General features: G+C 65.9%; 11 protein-coding genes. 7 read left to right on the top strand and 4 right to left on the bottom strand.

What is annotated here, in order from left to right; all coding sequences use genetic code 11:
* Window positions 1-40: 40 nt before the first annotated feature.
* The 3 genes from PCA10_RS23820 to PCA10_RS23810 all read right to left on the bottom strand — a co-directional run bounded on the left by PCA10_RS23820 (window position 41) and on the right by PCA10_RS23810 (window position 3,611).
* Entirely contained in the window at window positions 41-1,513 is a 1,473-nt protein-coding gene (locus tag PCA10_RS23820) for an amino acid permease (protein ID WP_016494653.1), read from the bottom strand.
* Window positions 1,514-1,601: 88 nt separating this feature from the next.
* Window positions 1,602-2,597: a class I SAM-dependent methyltransferase gene (locus PCA10_RS23815; RefSeq protein ID WP_016494652.1), complete on the bottom strand. Its 996-nt coding sequence runs from the start codon at window positions 2,595-2,597 to the stop codon at window positions 1,602-1,604.
* A 51-nt stretch (window positions 2,598-2,648) separates the two neighbouring features.
* Window positions 2,649-3,611: a 2-hydroxyacid dehydrogenase gene (locus tag PCA10_RS23810; protein ID WP_016494651.1), complete on the bottom strand. Its 963-nt coding sequence runs from the start codon at window positions 3,609-3,611 to the stop codon at window positions 2,649-2,651.
* Window positions 3,612-3,693: 82 nt separating this feature from the next.
* Here PCA10_RS23810 and PCA10_RS23805 point away from each other — a divergent pair, with 82 nt between their 5' ends.
* Complete coding sequence (locus PCA10_RS23805) at window positions 3,694-4,323, top strand: LysE family transporter (RefSeq protein WP_016494650.1); 630 nt, start codon at window positions 3,694-3,696, stop codon at window positions 4,321-4,323.
* A 522-nt stretch (window positions 4,324-4,845) separates the two neighbouring features.
* Here PCA10_RS23805 and PCA10_RS23800 read toward each other — a convergent pair.
* Window positions 4,846-6,021 (bottom strand): thiolase family protein, encoded by a 1,176-nt coding sequence (locus tag PCA10_RS23800; RefSeq protein ID WP_016494649.1) that lies wholly within the window; start codon window positions 6,019-6,021, stop codon window positions 4,846-4,848.
* A gap of 180 nt (window positions 6,022-6,201) precedes the next feature.
* Here PCA10_RS23800 and PCA10_RS23795 point away from each other — a divergent pair, with 180 nt between their 5' ends.
* The 6 genes from PCA10_RS23795 (at window position 6,202) to PCA10_RS23770 (ending at window position 15,880) form a co-directional block, all read left to right on the top strand.
* Window positions 6,202-7,884 carry a fatty acid--CoA ligase gene (locus PCA10_RS23795; protein ID WP_016494648.1) on the top strand — a complete coding sequence of 561 codons (1,683 nt, stop codon included), beginning with the start codon at window positions 6,202-6,204 and terminating at the stop codon, window positions 7,882-7,884.
* A 240-nt stretch (window positions 7,885-8,124) separates the two neighbouring features.
* Complete coding sequence (locus PCA10_RS23790; protein ID WP_016494647.1) at window positions 8,125-10,080, top strand: DUF1302 domain-containing protein; 1,956 nt, start codon at window positions 8,125-8,127, stop codon at window positions 10,078-10,080.
* Between the two features lie 31 nt (window positions 10,081-10,111).
* Window positions 10,112-11,479, top strand: a complete 1,368-nt coding sequence (locus PCA10_RS23785) for a DUF1329 domain-containing protein (RefSeq protein ID WP_016494646.1) — start codon at window positions 10,112-10,114, stop codon at window positions 11,477-11,479.
* Window positions 11,480-11,628: 149 nt separating this feature from the next.
* Entirely contained in the window at window positions 11,629-14,337 is a 2,709-nt protein-coding gene (locus PCA10_RS23780) for a LuxR C-terminal-related transcriptional regulator (protein ID WP_016494645.1), read from the top strand.
* Between the two features lie 122 nt (window positions 14,338-14,459).
* Window positions 14,460-15,101, top strand: a complete 642-nt coding sequence (locus PCA10_RS23775) for an MBL fold metallo-hydrolase (protein WP_016494644.1) — start codon at window positions 14,460-14,462, stop codon at window positions 15,099-15,101.
* Window positions 15,102-15,181: 80 nt separating this feature from the next.
* Window positions 15,182-15,880 (top strand): YiaD family glycine zipper/OmpA-like lipoprotein, encoded by a 699-nt coding sequence (locus tag PCA10_RS23770; RefSeq protein WP_016494643.1) that lies wholly within the window; start codon window positions 15,182-15,184, stop codon window positions 15,878-15,880.
* Window positions 15,881-16,009 lie beyond the last annotated feature (129 nt).

Here is a 16,009-nt window from a genome sequence, read left to right as displayed (position 1 = left end):
ACAAGCCGGGTCGTCCCGGCAAGTGCGATGCGTCATGCGGTCAGTCGCTGGGGCGCACATCCATTTCGCTGTAGGACACCAGGCGGCTGCCCTTCTTGAAGCGGTAGCCCAGCCAGATGGCGAGGAACAGCGGCAGGCTGATGTAGGTGGCGGTGAGGCCGGCCCAGTCGATCCGCTCGCCGAAGAACGCCTGGTAGTTCTGCCCCAGGGTGATCAGCAGGCACAGGCTGAAGGCGAACAGTGGGCCGAAGGGGAACAGCCGGGCGCGGTAGGGCAGGTCCTCGAGACGGCCACCCTGGGCCAGGTAGCCCTTGCGGAAGCGGTAGTGGGAGATGGCGATGCCCAGCCAGGCGATGAAACCGCACATGCCCGAGGTGTTCAGCAGCCAGGTGTAGAGGGTGGCGTCGCCGACGATGGAGGCGAAGAAGCACAGCGCGCCCACCAGGGTGGTGGCGTAGAGCGCGTTGCGCGGCACGCCGCTGGCGGAGAGGCGGGCGAACAGCTTCGGTGCCTTACCCTGCAGGGCCAGGTTGTAGAGCATGCGGGTGGAGGCATACATGCCCGAGTTGCCGGCCGAGAGGATGGCGGTGAGGATCACCGCGTTCATCACGCTGGCGGCGGCGGCGAAACCGGCGCGCTCGAAGAGCAGGGTGAAGGGCGACACGCTGATGTCGCTGGCGTCGTTCTTCAAGAGGTTCGGATCGGTGTAGGGAATCAGCATGCCGATCACGAAGATCGCCAGGATGTAGAACATCAGGATGCGCCAGAACACCTGGCGGATGGCGATGGGGATGTTCTTCCTGGGGTTTTCCGACTCGCCCGCGGCGATGCCGATCAGCTCGGTGCCCTGGAAGGAGAAGCCGGCGATCATCGCCACCCCGACCATGGCTTGCAGGCCGCCGACGAAGGGCGCGTCGCCCATGGTGAAGTTGCTGAAGCCGGGCGCCTCGATACCGCCCATGATGCCGAAGATGGTCGCCAGGCCGATGCCGATGAACACCAGTACCGCCACCACCTTGATCAGCGCGAACCAGAACTCGCTCTCGCCGAAACCCTTCACCGAGATCACGTTGAGCAGGAACATGATGCCGAGGAACAGCGCGCTCCAGTAGAGGCCGGGCACGTCCGGCAGCCAGAAGCTCATGATCAGCTGGGCCGCCACCAGCTCGGCGGCGATGGTCACCGCCCAGTTGTACCAGTAGTTCCAACCCAGGGCGAAACCGAAGCCATCGTCGACGAACCGGCTGCCATAGGTGCTGAACGAGCCGGAAACCGGAATGTGCGCGGCCATCTCCCCGAGGCTGGTCATGAGGAAGTAGACCATTATCCCGATCAGCGCGTAGGCGAGCAGCGCACCGCCCGGCCCGGCGGTGGCGACCGTCGCGCCGGAGGCGACGAACAGCCCGGTGCCGATGGAGCCACCGATGGCGATCATGTTCAGGTGGCGCGGCTTGAGGGAACGGTGCAGCCCGCCCTGCGTGGGCGCGGAGCTGGCAGTGTTGAGATCGGTCAAGAAAAACTCCAGGTCTCCCGGTTCATGCCGGGCAAGGGCGGCTATTGGTTGCCGCTTGAGTATGCAGAGAGTGTGGGGGTACGCCAGGTCAGCGGCGGGCGCTGTATATACGGAAGCCGTCGCCTTCGGCAAGCAGGCGGCAGGGACCCAGGTGCTGCTCGATCAGCGGCGGGTACTTGAGGAAACTGTTGGCCACCAGGCGCAACTCGCCCCCTGCGACCAGGTGCCGGCGAGCGGCGCGCAGCAGGTCTTCGCTGGCCTGGTAGTGGGTATGCACACCCTGGTGGAAGGGCGGATTGCTGACGATCGCGGCCAGGCCCTCGGGCGCGCCATGGATGCCGTCGGCGGCGATCACCTCCGCCTCCAGGCCATTGGCGGCCAGGGTCAGGCGGCTGCTGGCCACCGCGAAGGCGTCCACATCCAGCAGGGTCAGGCGGCTCTGTGGATAACGTCGCTTGAGCGCCGCGCCGAGCACGCCGGCGCCGCAGCCGAAGTCCAGCAGGTGGCCACTGGGCAGGCCGTCCAGTTGTTCCAGCAGCAGTGAAGTGCCGCGATCCAGGCGGCCATGGCTGAACACGCCGGGCAGGGTGACGACGTCCAGCGGGCCGTCGGCCAGGTCCAGCCGATAGCGTTGGGCCAGGGCCTCCAGGTCAGGGACTGCGGGGGCCTCGCCTATATCGACCTTCCACAGCTGGCAATGGCGCGCACTGTCCAGCTTGCGCGGCGTGCCGAACGCGGCCAGTTGTTTGGCGGCGCCTTCGATACCGCCACGCTTCTCGCCCACCAGGAACAACTCGCCACCGGGCAGCCGCGCGGCCAGGGCCTTCAGCAGGTAGTCGGCCAGTTCGCGGGACTTGGGCAGGAAGAGCACGGCTGCGCCGAACGCCACCTCGGGCGGCGTGGTGCCGAAGTGGCTGCGGCCGGCGAAGCGGCTCTCGAGAGCCGCCTGGTCACCGGCATGCCAGGTCCAGCCGCTGGCCTGGGGCAGGCTGCCGAGCAGATCGTCGGCCGGCAGTCCGGCCAGCAGCAGTGGGCGCTGGAACAGGTCGGCTTGTCGAAGCAGGACTTCGCTGCGTGGGTCCATCTGAAGAAGATCCTGATAAAAGCAGCGAATTTTATCAGGGTCTGGTGTGAATTATCCGACAACTCTGACGGGCGATTCCCTTCTCCAGGCTTCGGTGTTCTCCACAAGCTGGAGGACAATCCTCTGACGGGCCTCGCGACTGCCCCAGGCGTTGTGCGGCGTGACGATCAGGCGCGGGATGTCGGCGGCCAGCAAGGGGTTGCCGTCGCGCGGCGGTTCCTGGGTCAACACGTCGGTGGCGGCACCGCCCAGGTGACCGCTGCGCAGCGCGGCGGCCAGGGCTTCTTCGTTCACCAGGCCGCCACGGGCGGTGTTCACCAGCAGGGCGCCAGGCTTCATCAGCGCCAGCTCGGCGGCGCCGATCATGTCGCGGGTCTGCTCGTTGAGCGGGCAGTGCAGGGTCAGGGCATCCACCTGCGGCAGCAGTTCGGCCAGCGGCAGGCGGTCGGCGCGGGGCGGACGGCCCGGCAGCTGGCCGAGCAGCACGCGCATGCCGAAGGCTTCGGCCAGGCGCGCCACCGCGCCGCCCAGTTCGCCATGGCCGAGCAGGCCGAGGGTCTTGCCTTCCAGCTCGAAGATCGGGAAATCCAGCAGGCAGAACTGGCTGGCCTGCTGCCAGCGCCCGGCGCGCACGGCGGCCTGGTAGTCGGGCAGGCTGGTGGCCAGGGCCAGCAGCAGCGCCAGGGTGTGCTGGGCCACCGAGGGTGTGCCGTAGGCCTGGCAGTTGCACACGGTGATGCCCTGGGCGCGGGCGGCTGCAAGATCGATGTTGTTGGTGCCGGTGGCGGTCACCAGGATCAGCTTGAGCTCGGGGTTGGCGGCCATGGCGGCGGCGTCGATGCGCACCTTGTTGCTGATGGCCACCTGGGCCCCGCGCAGGCGCTCGGCCACTTCGTCGGGGGCGGTCTGCGGGTGCAGCTGCAGTTCGTCGAAGGACTGGTGCAACGGCGACAGGTCGAGGTCGCCGAGGTCGAGGGAGGCATGGTCGAGAAAGACGGCGCGGCTGCTGTTCATGCGGGGCTGTACCTTTTTCTGGTTCTTTCGAAGGCGTAAGGTTGCCAGCCTACCAAAGCTCGTCGTTGTTATCGGAGGTCCCATGTACTGGACGGAATTCCTGACCGTCGCCCTGATCCACCTGCTGGCCGTGGCCAGCCCCGGCCCGGATTTCGCCATCGTGGTACGCGAGAGCGTCGCCCATGGCCGTCGTGCCGGCACCTGGACGGCCCTGGGGGTGGGCTGCGGAATTTTCGTCCACGTGGGCTATTCGCTGCTGGGCATCGGTCTGATCGTGTCCCAGTCGATCATGCTGTTCAACGCGCTCAAGTGGGCCGCCGCCGCCTACCTGCTGTACATCGGCATCAAGGCGCTGCGCGCCAAGCCGGCCGACCCGATCGCCGCCGAGGCCGCGCTCATGGCGGGTGAGCGCAGCCCGCGCGGGGCCTTCGTGACCGGCTTCGTCACCAATGGCCTGAACCCCAAGGCGACGCTGTTCTTCCTTTCCCTGTTCACCGTGGTGATCAACCCGCACACCCCGCTGGCGATCCAGGCCGGCTATGGCGTCTACCTGGCCTTCGCCACCGCCCTCTGGTTCAGCCTGGTGGCCTTGCTGTTCAGCCAACGCCGGGTGCGCGCCGGCTTTGCCCGCATGGGGCACTGGTTTGATCGGTTGATGGGGGCGGTGCTGGTGGGGTTGGGGATAAAGCTGGCGTTTTCCGAGCTGAAGTAGGTTTGCGATCGGGCGGAAGGGCGCTTCGCGGTGGCCGACCGGATCGTCAATTTTGTGTGGTGCTCTGGCTGGCTTCCCGCGCTTTGAAACCTCCCTCTCCCCCGCCCCTCTCTCGGTGGGCGAGGGGTGACTCGCGCGGGCAGGCGCGATGCAGTTCTGTTGCCCATACCGGCCTGGAATGAAACAGAGGAGATGACGCCGCGCAAAGCGCCCCTTCAGGAGGCTGAGTGGAATCCTTGTGGAGGGGGACGAGCGGCATGGATGCCGCGAGAGCCGCGCAGGGCCATGGATGGCCCTTCGCGGCGGGCCCCCGGAGCAAGGATGGAGCGAGGGGAGTTTGGCGAAGCCAAACCCGGATGTCGGGGCAAGTTTTTTGGTTCCTTTTCAACGATTGGAAAAGGAACTCGCCCGGGAAGGCGAAACAGAAACCCGCAGCCCATGCGGAAATGATCCGAGCGACATCCCCCGTTCACCCACAAAAAAGCGCGGCCAAGGCCGCGCTTTTTCATTTCCACATCAACCTCAGAGCAGCTCGATCGCCACCGCGGTCGCCTCGCCACCACCGATGCACAGCGAAGCCACGCCGCGCTTGCCGCCCTTGTTACGCAGGGCGTTGATCAGGGTGATGATGATCCGCGAGCCGGTAGAACCCACCGGGTGGCCCTGGGCGCAGGCGCCGCCGTAGACGTTGACCTTGGCGTGGTCCAGGCCGTGTTCGCGCATGGCCAGCATGGTGACCATGGCGAAGGCTTCGTTGATCTCGAACAGGTCGACGTCGTCCTTGTTCCAGCCGGTCTTCTTGAACAGGTTGGTCATGGCGCCGATGGGGGCCAGGGTGAACTCGCTCGGGTCCTGGCTCTGGGTGGCGTGGCCGACGATCTTCGCCAGGGGCTTGAGGCCACGGCGGGCGGCTTCATCGGCGGTCATCAGGACCAGCGCGCTGGCGCCGTCGGAGATGGAGCTGGCGTTCGCGGCGGTGATGGTGCCGTCCTTGCGGAAGGCCGGGCGCAGACCGGGGATCTTGTCCAGGTTGGCGGTCAGCGGCTGCTCGTCGTCCTTGACCACCACTTCACCCTTGCGGGTGGTCACGGTCACCGGGACGATCTCGGCGGCCAGGGAGCCGTCGGCGATGGCGGCCTGGGCGCGCTTCAGCGACTCGATGGCGTAGGCGTCCATGTCTTCACGGGTCACGCCGTGCTGGTCGGCGGTTTCCTGGGCGAAGGAGCCCATCAGGCGGCCGCTGCGGGCATCTTCCAGGCCGTCGAGGAACATGTGGTCCTTGATCTCGCCATGACCCATGCGCAGGCCAGTGCGGGCCTTTTCCAGTACGTAGGGGGCGTTGGACATGCTTTCCATGCCGCCGGCCACCATCACCGAGTTGCTGCCGGCCTTGAGCAGGTCGTGGGCCAGCATCACGGCCTTCATGCCGGAGCCGCACAGCTTGTTGATGGTGGTGCAGCCGGTGGCGGCGGGCAGGCCGGCGTTCAGTGCGGCCTGGCGGGCCGGGCCCTGCTTGAGGCCGGCGGGCAGTACGTTGCCCATGATCACTTCCTGCACATCGGCCGGCGCGATGCCGGCACGGCTGACGGCCTCGCGTATGGCCAGCGCTCCAAGGTCCACGGCGGAAACGCCGGACAGGCTGCCCTGGAAGCCGCCCATGGGAGTACGGGCGCCACTGACGATCACGATATCGGACATCTCGAACCTACCTCTGTGGATTACTGGCCGCGACCGGCCGAAGCCCCGGATTCTATCTCGTGACCGGAACGCTAAAAAGAGTCACCCGACAAATCACTCTTTTGACTGATTTGCGCCTGGGCGCCGCGACCTAAAGTCGGGACCAATGCCAAATCTCTTCCACCTCATCAGGTAAGCCCAATGCTCAAGACCCGCATCATCAAGCCGGCCGACAACGCCTACGTCTATCCGCTGCTGATCAAGCGCCTGCTGATGTCCGGCAGCCGCTACGAGAAAACCCGCGAAATCGTCTATCGCGACCGTATCCGCTACAGCTACGCCACCTTCAACGAGCGCGTGGCGCGCCTGGCCAACGTGCTGACCCAGGCCGGGGTGAAGGCCGGCGACACGGTGGCGGTGATGGATTGGGACAGCCACCGTTACCTGGAGTGCATGTTCGCCATCCCGATGATCGGCGCGGTGCTGCACACCATCAACATCCGCCTCTCGCCGGAACAGATCCTCTACACCATGAACCACGCCGAGGACCGCTTCGTGCTGGTCAACAGCGAGTTCGTGCCGATCTACAAGTCCATCGGCAGCCAGCTGACCACGGTGGAGAAGACCCTGCTGCTCACCGATGGCGACGACCATGCTGCCGACCTGCCGAACCTGGTGGGCGAGTACGAGACCCTGCTGGCCGCGGCCAGCCCGAAGTACGACTTCCCCGACTTCGACGAGAACTCGGTGGCCACCACCTTCTATACCACCGGCACCACCGGCAATCCCAAGGGCGTCTACTTCACCCACCGGCAACTGGTGCTGCATACCCTGTCCATGGCCTCCACCATCGGCGCGCTGGACAGCATCCGCCTGATGGGCACCGACGACGTGTACATGCCCATCACCCCGATGTTCCACGTCCACGCCTGGGGCGTGCCCTACGTGGCCACCATGCTGGGGGTCAAGCAGGTCTATCCGGGCCGCTACGAGCCCGACATGCTCTGCCGCCTGATCCGCGAGGAAAAGGTCACCTTCTCCCATTGCGTGCCGACCATCCTGCAGATGGTGATGAACGCGCCGAACGCCCAGGGCCATGACTTCGGCGGCCTGAAGATGATCATCGGCGGCAGCGCGCTGAACCGCACCCTCTACGAGGCCGCCAAGGCGCGGGGCATCCAGCTCACCGCCGCCTACGGCATGTCCGAGACCTGCCCGCTGATTTCCGTGGCCCATCTGAACGAAGAACTGCTGGCCGGCAGCGAGGACGAGCGCATCACCTACCGCATCAAGGCCGGCGTGCCGGTGCCGCTGGTGGAAGCGGCGGTGATGGACAGCGACGGCCAGTTCCAGCCGGTGGACGGCGAGTCCCAGGGCGAACTGGTACTGCGCGCCCCCTGGCTGACCTACGGCTATTTCAACGAGGCGCAGAAGAGCGAGGAGCTCTGGGAACATGGCTGGCTGCACACCGGCGACGTGGCGACCCTGGACGGCATGGGCTTCATCGATATCCGCGACCGCATCAAGGATGTGATCAAGACCGGCGGCGAGTGGATCTCCTCCCTGGAGCTGGAAGACCTGATCAGCCGTCACCCGGCCGTGCGTGAAGTAGCGGTGGTGGGCGTGCCCGATCCGCAGTGGGGGGAACGTCCGTTCGCCCTGGTGGTGGCGCGTGACGGGCAGGTGCTGGATGCCAAGGTGCTGAAGGAACACCTCAAGCCCTTTGTCGAGCAAGGTCTCATCAATAAGTGGGCCATTCCCAGCCAGATCGCGCTTGTTACTGAAATTCCCAAGACCAGCGTCGGCAAGCTGGACAAGAAACGCATTCGTGTCGACATCGCCCAATGGCAGGCCGCCGGCAGCACCTTCCTCTCCGCGCTCTGATCAGCGCTGGCCGTGCCTTTGGGGGGCACGGCCAATCAACCAAGCAAGCGCTTGGCTTACTAATTGCTGCTTTCTGAAAATAACTGGCTATCTTTCCTACCGAAGGATCGGACTAATCCGTCGAAGGGGCGAGCCAGAGTGTCTGGGGGCCGCAAATCACACTTTCGAGGGATCAAGCGCTAATACCTGCTGGCTATAGTCCGTCACCATCAATAACAAAAAACACATGGAGTAGCGTCGATGACAAAAACTACAACGTTCTGGCGCCTGGCGAAGTTGCCACTGGCCGTCAGCCTCGCTTCCACGCTCGCCGCTCCGGCATTCGGCGTGACCTTCAACATCGGTGAAATCGAAGGCCAGTTCGACTCCTCGCTGTCGGTCGGCGCAAGCTGGTCGATGCGCTCCGCCGATCCGGACCTCATCGGTGTCAACAACGGCGGGGATGGTCTGTCCCAGACCTCCGACGATGGCCGCCTGAACTTCAAGAAGGGTGAAACCTTCTCGAAGATCTTCAAGGGTATCCATGACCTTGAACTCAAGTACGGTGACACCGGCATCTTCGTCCGTGGCAAGTACTGGTACGACTTCGAACTCAAAGACGAGAACCGCCCGTTCAAGCCGATCGACGACAGCGGCCGCAAGGAAGGCGCCAAGTCCCGTGGCGCGGAATTCCTCGACGCCTTCGTCTACCACAACTACAACATCGACGACCTGCCGGGCAGCGTGCGCCTGGGCAAGCAGGTGGTGAGCTGGGGTGAAAGCACCTTCATCGGCAACAGCATCAACTCGATCAACCCGATCGACGTGTCCGCGTTCCGCCGTCCCGGCGCCGAGATCAAGGAAGGCCTGATCCCGGTCAACATGTTCTATGTGTCCCAGAGCCTGACCGACAACCTGTCGGCCGAAGCCTTCTACCAGATCGAGTGGGACCAGACCGTCATCGACAACTGCGGCACCTTCTTCTCCCAGCCGGACGTGGTCGCCGACGGTTGCGACAACAACCTGGCGGTACTGCGCACGCAATCCGCGCTGGCCGGCGCCCTCGGCCCGATCTCCCCTGTGGTGCAGGGCGTACTGGCCAACAACGGCGTGACCTGGGGCAACCCCGACGAAGGCGTGCTTGTCCGTCGCGGCCCGGACCGCGATGCCAAGGACGACGGCCAGTTCGGCCTGGCCATGCGTTACTTCGCTGACCAGCTGGACACCGAGTTCGGCGCCTACTTCATGAACTACCACAGCCGCGCGCCGTTCTTCAGCGGTGCCGCCGCCGATGCCGCTACCTTCGCCGACTTCAGCCCGCTGAACCCGAACGGCTTCGGTCCGCAACTGGCCCAGGCACTGATCGCCGCCGGTGTGCCGCCGGCACAAGCCGCCGCCCTGGCCGGCCAGCTGACGCCTACCCTGGCGCCGCTGGTGATCGCGGGTAACTCCCAGTACTTCATCGAGTACCCGGAAGACATCCGCCTGTATGGCCTGAGCTTCTCCACCACCCTGCCCACCGGCACCGCCTGGAGCGGCGAGGTCAGCTACCGCCCGAACGCGCCGGTGCAGCTGAACACCACCGACATCCTGTTCGCCGGCCTGACCCCGCTGAACCCCAACGTGTCGCCGCTGCAGGGCAGCCCGGGTTCCGACCTGCACGGTTATCGCCGCAAGGAGATCACCCAGTTCCAGACCACCTTCACGCACTTCTTCGACCAGGTCATGGGCGCCAGCCGCTTGACCATGGTGGGCGAAGTGGGCGTTACCCGCGTGGGCGGCCTGGAGAGCTCCAGCAAGGCGCGTTACGGTCGTGACCCGTCCTTCGGTCCCGGCCCGCTGCCGAACAACACCTGCCAGACCCTCAACGCCGGCACCCTGGGCAACCCCAACGGCGAGAACGTCAGCAAGTACTGCGAAGACGACGGCTTCGTCACCAGCACTTCCTGGGGCTACCGCGTTCGTGCGGTGTGGGACTACAACGACGTGTTCGCCGGTATCAACCTCAAGCCGAGCGTGGCCTGGTCCCATGACGTCGACGGTTACGGTCCGAACGGCCTGTTCACCGAAGGCGCCAAGGCCGTGAGCCTGGGCCTGGATGCCGAGTACCAGAACACCTACACCGCCAACGTGTCCTACACCGATTTCTTCGGCGGCCGGTACAACACCCTGATCGATCGCGATTTCCTCGCGCTCAGCGTTGGCGTGAACTTCTAAGCGGACTGCAATCTTGAGGAAGACAACAGAAATGAAAATAACAAAGAGTCTGCTGCAAACCGGCGTCCTCGCGCTTTCCCTGCTGGCCACCAGCGTCATGGCGGCGGTGTCCGCCGAAGAGGCGGCCAAGCTCGGCACCACCCTGACTCCGCTGGGCGCGGAAATGGCCGGCAACGCCGATGGCACCATCCCCGCGTGGACCGGCGGCCTGCCGAAGAACGCCGGCACCGTCGATGCCAGGGGCTTCCTGTCGAACCCCTTCGCCAACGAAAAGCCGCTGTTCACCATCACCGCGCAGAACGTCGACCAGTACAAGGACAAGCTGACCCCCGGCCAGGTGGCGATGTTCAAGCGCTACCCCGATAGCTACAAGATGCCGGTGTACACCACCCACCGTTCGGCCACCGTGCCGGACAAGGTGATCGAGGCCACCAAGTTCAACGCCACCAACACCAAGCTGGTGGAAGGCGGCAACGGCCTGGAGAACTTCCGCACCGCCAACCCCTTCCCGATTCCGAAGGACGGCCTGGAAGCCATCTGGAACCACATCACCCGCTACCGTGGCGGCAGCGTGCGCCGCCTGGTGACCCAGGCCACCCCGCAGCCGAACGGCTCCTTCAGCCTGGTGTACTTCCAGGACGAGTTCACCTTCCGTGACCAACTGAAGGGCTACGACCCGAGCAAGGAGAGCAACGTGCTCTTCTACTTCAAGCAGCGCGTGACCGCTCCGTCGCGCCTGGCCGGTAACGTGCTGCTGGTGCACGAAACCCTCAACCAGGTGAAGGAGCCGCGCCTGGCCTGGCTCTACAACGCCGGTCAGCGCCGCGTGCGCCGTGCGCCGCAGGTGTCCTACGACGGTCCGGGTACCGCCGCCGACGGCCTGCGTACTTCCGACAACTTCGACATGTACAACGGTGCTCCGGACCGTTACGACTGGAAGCTGGAAGGCAAGAAAGAGATCTACATCCCCTACAACAGCTACGCGCTGGATGATCCGAGCCTGAAGTACAAGGACATCATCAAGGCCGGCCACATCAACCAGGACCTGACCCGCTACGAGCTGCACCGCGTATGGCACGTGGTCGCCACCCTGAAACCGGGCGAGCGCCACATCTACGCCAAGCGTGACTTCTACATCGACGAGGACACCTGGCAAGCCGCAGCCATCGACCATTACGACGGTCGTGGCACCCTGTGGCGCGTGGCCGAGGCCCACTCCCAGTACTACTACAACCACCAGGTGCCCTGGTACACCCTGGAAAGCCTCCACGACCTGCTCTCCGGTCGCTACCTGGCCCTGGGCATGAAGAACGAGGAGAAACAGTCCTACGACTTCAGCTTCACCGCTTCGGAAAGCGACTTCACCCCGGCGGCCCTGCGCCAGGCGGGCGTTCGCTAAGTCCCGTAGTACCTTGTATGAAAGAGCCGGCCTGCGGGCCGGCTTTTTCTTGTCCGTACGCTCCCCTGGGGCTTCTATTGGGCCAGTCGAAAGGCTAGGCTCGTTGAGGTTCGCGCCCCCGCAAGCACACTATTCCAAGAAGCTGGGTAATGACCGTCCTGACCAGTTCGCGATCCCTCACACCCGCCGCACCGATGGCGGATCCACGCTTCTTCCGCCCGCCGCGGCCCGCCGGCCATGTCCCGCGCCCGCGTCTCTGCGAGCGGCTTGCCGCCGGCCTGGATGGCCGCCTGCTGATGCTCAGCGCACCGGCCGGTTTCGGCAAAAGCTCCCTGGCCATCGAATTCTGCGAAAGCCTGCCGGACGGCTGGCAGAGCCTGTGGCTCAGCCTGAGCCGCCGCGATAGCGACCCTGGACGCTTCCTCGAACGCCTGCTGGACGGCCTGCGGCAGTTCTACCCGGGCCTGGGCGACGAGGCCATGGGGCACCTGAAGATGCGCCAACGCCACCAACCGTTCGCGTTCGAGCAATGGCTGGACGGCCTGCTCGACGAAATCATCGATCGAACCGACGCCGGCCAGCCGCTGCTGCTGGTGCTGGACGACTACCACCTGGCGCAGAACGCGGTGCTCGACCGCTGCCTGCAGTTCCTCCTCAATCACCTGCCCGATGGCTGGGTGCTGCTGCTCACCAGCCGCCAGCGGCCCGACTGGCACCTGGCACGGCTGCGCCTGTCGCGGCACCTGCTGGAACTCAACGAGCAGGACCTGCGCCTGACCGAAGACGAATGCCAGGCGCTGCTCAGCAGCCAGGGCGCCAAGCTCGAGGGCGACGACCTGGAAGGCCTGTTGCAGCGCAGCGAGGGCTGGGTAGCCGGCCTGCGCCTGTGGCTGTTGGCCGGGCAGGACGGCAGCGGCGTCGAGTCGGCCCATGGCGACGAAAGCCTGATCCGCGAATACCTGCTGGAGGAAGTGATCGAGCGCCAGCCGCCCGAGGTCCAGGCCTTCCTCTACGAGACCGCCCGCTTCGAGCGCTTCTGCGCCGAGCTGTGCGATGCCGTGCGCGAGAGCCACGACAGCGCCGCCATCCTGCGTCACCTGCAGGCCCACCAGGTGTTCCTGGTACCCCTCGACGAACAGGGCCAGTGGTTCCGCTATCACCACCTGTTCTCCGACCTGCTGCGTGCCCGTGGCGCCCCCAGCCTGGCGCCATCGGGCATGCACCTGCGTGCCTGCCGTTGGTTCACCGCGCGCGGCTTGCTGGACGAGGCGGTGGAGCAGGCCCTGCGCGCCGGCCAGCCCGATGTGGCGGCCTCGCTGGTGCAGAACCTCTCCGAGGAGCAACTGCTGGCCAACCAGAACATCGCCATGCTGCTGCGCTGGAAGATGGACCTGCCCGACAGCCTGCTGTCCAGCACGCCACGCCTGATCGTGCTCTACAGCCTGGCCCTGGGCCTGGCCTGCCAGCTGGACGCGGCGGAAGAACTGGCCGGCAACCTGGCGCGCTTCCTGCCCGCTCCCGATGCCGCGCAGCAACGCAGCCTGCTGGTGCAGTGGCAGGCCATCAGCGGCCTGATCGCCCGAGGTCGCGGCGATATCCGCCGCGCCGAACATTTCTGTAGCGAGGCCCTGGACGCCCTGGCGCCGGAAAACTACGGCCAGCGCCACCTGTGCCTGTCCCTGCTGGGAAACATCGCCCTGGTGCGCGGCGATTTCTGGCGTGTCCGCAACTTCAACCGCGAGGCCCTGGAAATGGCCCAGCGCGGGGCCAATCCGCTGTTCGAGGCGCTGGTCCACTACGACCGCGCGCGGGTCTTGCAAGCTCGCGGCGAGCTGCTGCGCTCCCAGGCGGAAGTGCAGCAGGGCCTGGAGCGCCTGCGGGGCGTGGAGATACCCCGCGCCTGCGTCGCGCGGGCACGGCTGATGCTCTACCAGGGCTACCTGCAGAGCGTGCGCATGCAGCCCCAGGCGGCGCGCGTCAGCCTCCAGGCGGGGATCGCCGAGGCGCGTGCCTGCCGGGATATCAGCCTGCTCATCGGCCATTGCGTCCTGGCCGGGCTGGAAGGCCGGGAAGGGCGCTTCGCAGCCGCCTTCGCGCAACTGGCCGAGGCCGAGCGCCTGATGCATATCTGGGACGTGCCGCCGATCTACTACCTGGCCATGATCACCCTGGCCAAGTGCGACCTGTGGCTGGCCCAGGGGCAAATCGAACTGGCCGATGCCTGGCTGCCGCGCCTGGCGGAAACCTACGCCGGCGAAGGCGCCGCCGCCGCCCCCGAGTTCCATCCGCAGCTGCCGCTCTACATCGAGCTGCAACTGGCCGCCCTGGCCCGCGCCCAGGGCCAGCAGGCGGAAGCCGAGCGCTGCCTGCGCGCGCTGCTGCAGAAAACCGAGGAACAAGGCTCCCTGCATGTGGCGCTGATGGCGCGGCTGCAGCTGGTGCAACTGCTGCGCGGCACACGCGAGCGCGAGGCCATCGCCCTGCTGGACCAGGCGCTGGAGTCCCTGCCGGGTGGCGCGTTGCTGCCCTACCGCGAGCTGCTGCAAGCGCAGCCGCAGTGGCTGCGCGAACAACTGGCGACCCGTGCGCCGGAGTCGGTGAGCGGGCTGCTCGAGCTGCTGCCCGGGGCCGAAGCGGTGTTGCCACCGGATACCGGCAGCGCCGAGGCCCTGAGCTCGCGGGAACTGGCGGTGTTGCAACTGATCGCCCAGGGCTGCTCCAACCAGGAGATCAGCGAGCGGCTGTTCATCTCCCTGCACACCGTGAAGAGCCACGCCCGCCACATCAACAGCAAGCTCGGCGTGGAGCGGCGCACCCAGGCGGTGGCCCGGGCCAAGGCCCTCGGCCTGCTGCGCTGAGGCGGCGGGCAGGGGGCTCCCCTGCCAGCCAAATGGACGGGCAGGCGGCCGAGCGATTATCGTGCCGGGCCGTGAAGCCCATTCCCCGAGCGCCGCAGAGCGCACCGCACCGGAGATGCCCGATGAACCCGCCCAGCACCTTGATCCGCGAGACTTTCCCCGTCGGCCCCTTGCAGTGCAATTGCACCCTGATCGGCGATCCGATCAGCAAGAAGGCCATCGTAGTGGACCCGGGCGGCAACCATGAGCAGATCCTCGCGCGCCTGGAGGCCCATGGGCTGAAGCTGGTCAGCATCATCCATACCCATGCCCACCTGGACCACTTCCTCGCCTCGGGCGAACTGAAGAAGGCCACCGGCGCGACCCTGCACCTGCACAAGGAAGACCAGTTCCTCTGGGACAACCTGGAAATGCAGTGCCGCATGTTCGGCGTGCCCTACAAGCCGGTGCCGGCCCCCGACCAATGGCTGGCCGACGATGAGGAGCTGGCCTGCGGCTGCGGCGTGGCCCTGCACACCCCGGGGCATACGCCGGGCTCCATGAGCTTCTGGTTCCCCGAGGCCAAGCTGTTGATCGCCGGCGACACCCTGTTCCGTCGCGGTATTGGCCGTACCGACCTCTGGGGCGGCGACTATCCCACCATCGAGCGCTCGATCAAACAGCGTCTGTACAGCCTCGACGAGGAGGCCACCGTGGTCACCGGCCATGGTCCGGATACCCGGCTTGGCGACGAGATGCGGGAAAATCCCTTCGTCCGCGCGTGAATAACGGAATTTCTACAGGCGGTGATGCTCTAATAGCCCGCAGCCATATCGGCTGAAAGAATTCTCAGGAGTAAATGTCCATGTTCACCCCGCGTCGCCTGATCATCGCCGCTACCGCCTTCGCCATGCTGTCGGGCTGTGCCGCGCAGAACCCCTATCAGAACCAGGGCCAGGCTCCGAGCCAGGGCGGCATGAGCAACACCACCAAGTACGGCGCCCTGGGCGCGCTGGCGGGTGCGGTCGCGGGTGCCGCGATCAACCACGACAACCGTGGCAAGGGTGCGCTGATCGGTGCCGCCGTGGCGGGCGCGGCCAGTGCCGGCTACGGCTACTACGTCGACAAGCAGGAAGCGGAACTGCGTCGCAGCATGGAAGGCACTGGCGTCGAGGTTCAGCGCCAGGGCGACAACATCAACCTGATCATGCCCGGCAACATCACCTTCGCCACCAACTCGGCCGATATCGCCAGCAACTTCTTCACTCCGCTGAACAACCTGGCCAACTCCTTCAAGCAGTACGACCAGAACAACATCGAGATCGTTGGCCACACCGACAGCACCGGTAGCCACCAATACAACATGAACCTGTCGCAACTGCGTGCCCAGAGCGTGGCCAACTACCTGGTGGCCCAGGGCGTCAACGGCGCCCGTGTGACCTCCCGTGGCATGGGCCCGGACCAGCCGATCGCCAGCAACGCCACCGAGGCGGGCCGTTCGCAGAACCGCCGCGTGGAAATCAAGCTGACCCCCATCCCCGGCGCCCAGGCACCGCAGCAGTAAGATCTCCGCTCTCCCCGGAAAGGCCCGCGCTAGCGGGCCTTTTCGTTTCTGCCGCTCGTCGCTCGACTACTGGCGCAACGCCAGGTCCCGCATTCGTGTCTAGACTGCGATGCAGGGCTCTCCGGAGCC

The sequence above is a fragment of the Pseudomonas resinovorans NBRC 106553 genome (genome assembly GCF_000412695.1).
GTDB classification, from domain to species: Bacteria; Pseudomonadota; Gammaproteobacteria; order Pseudomonadales; family Pseudomonadaceae; genus Metapseudomonas; species Metapseudomonas resinovorans_A.
This window is presented reverse-complemented; position numbering and strand designations above follow the sequence as displayed.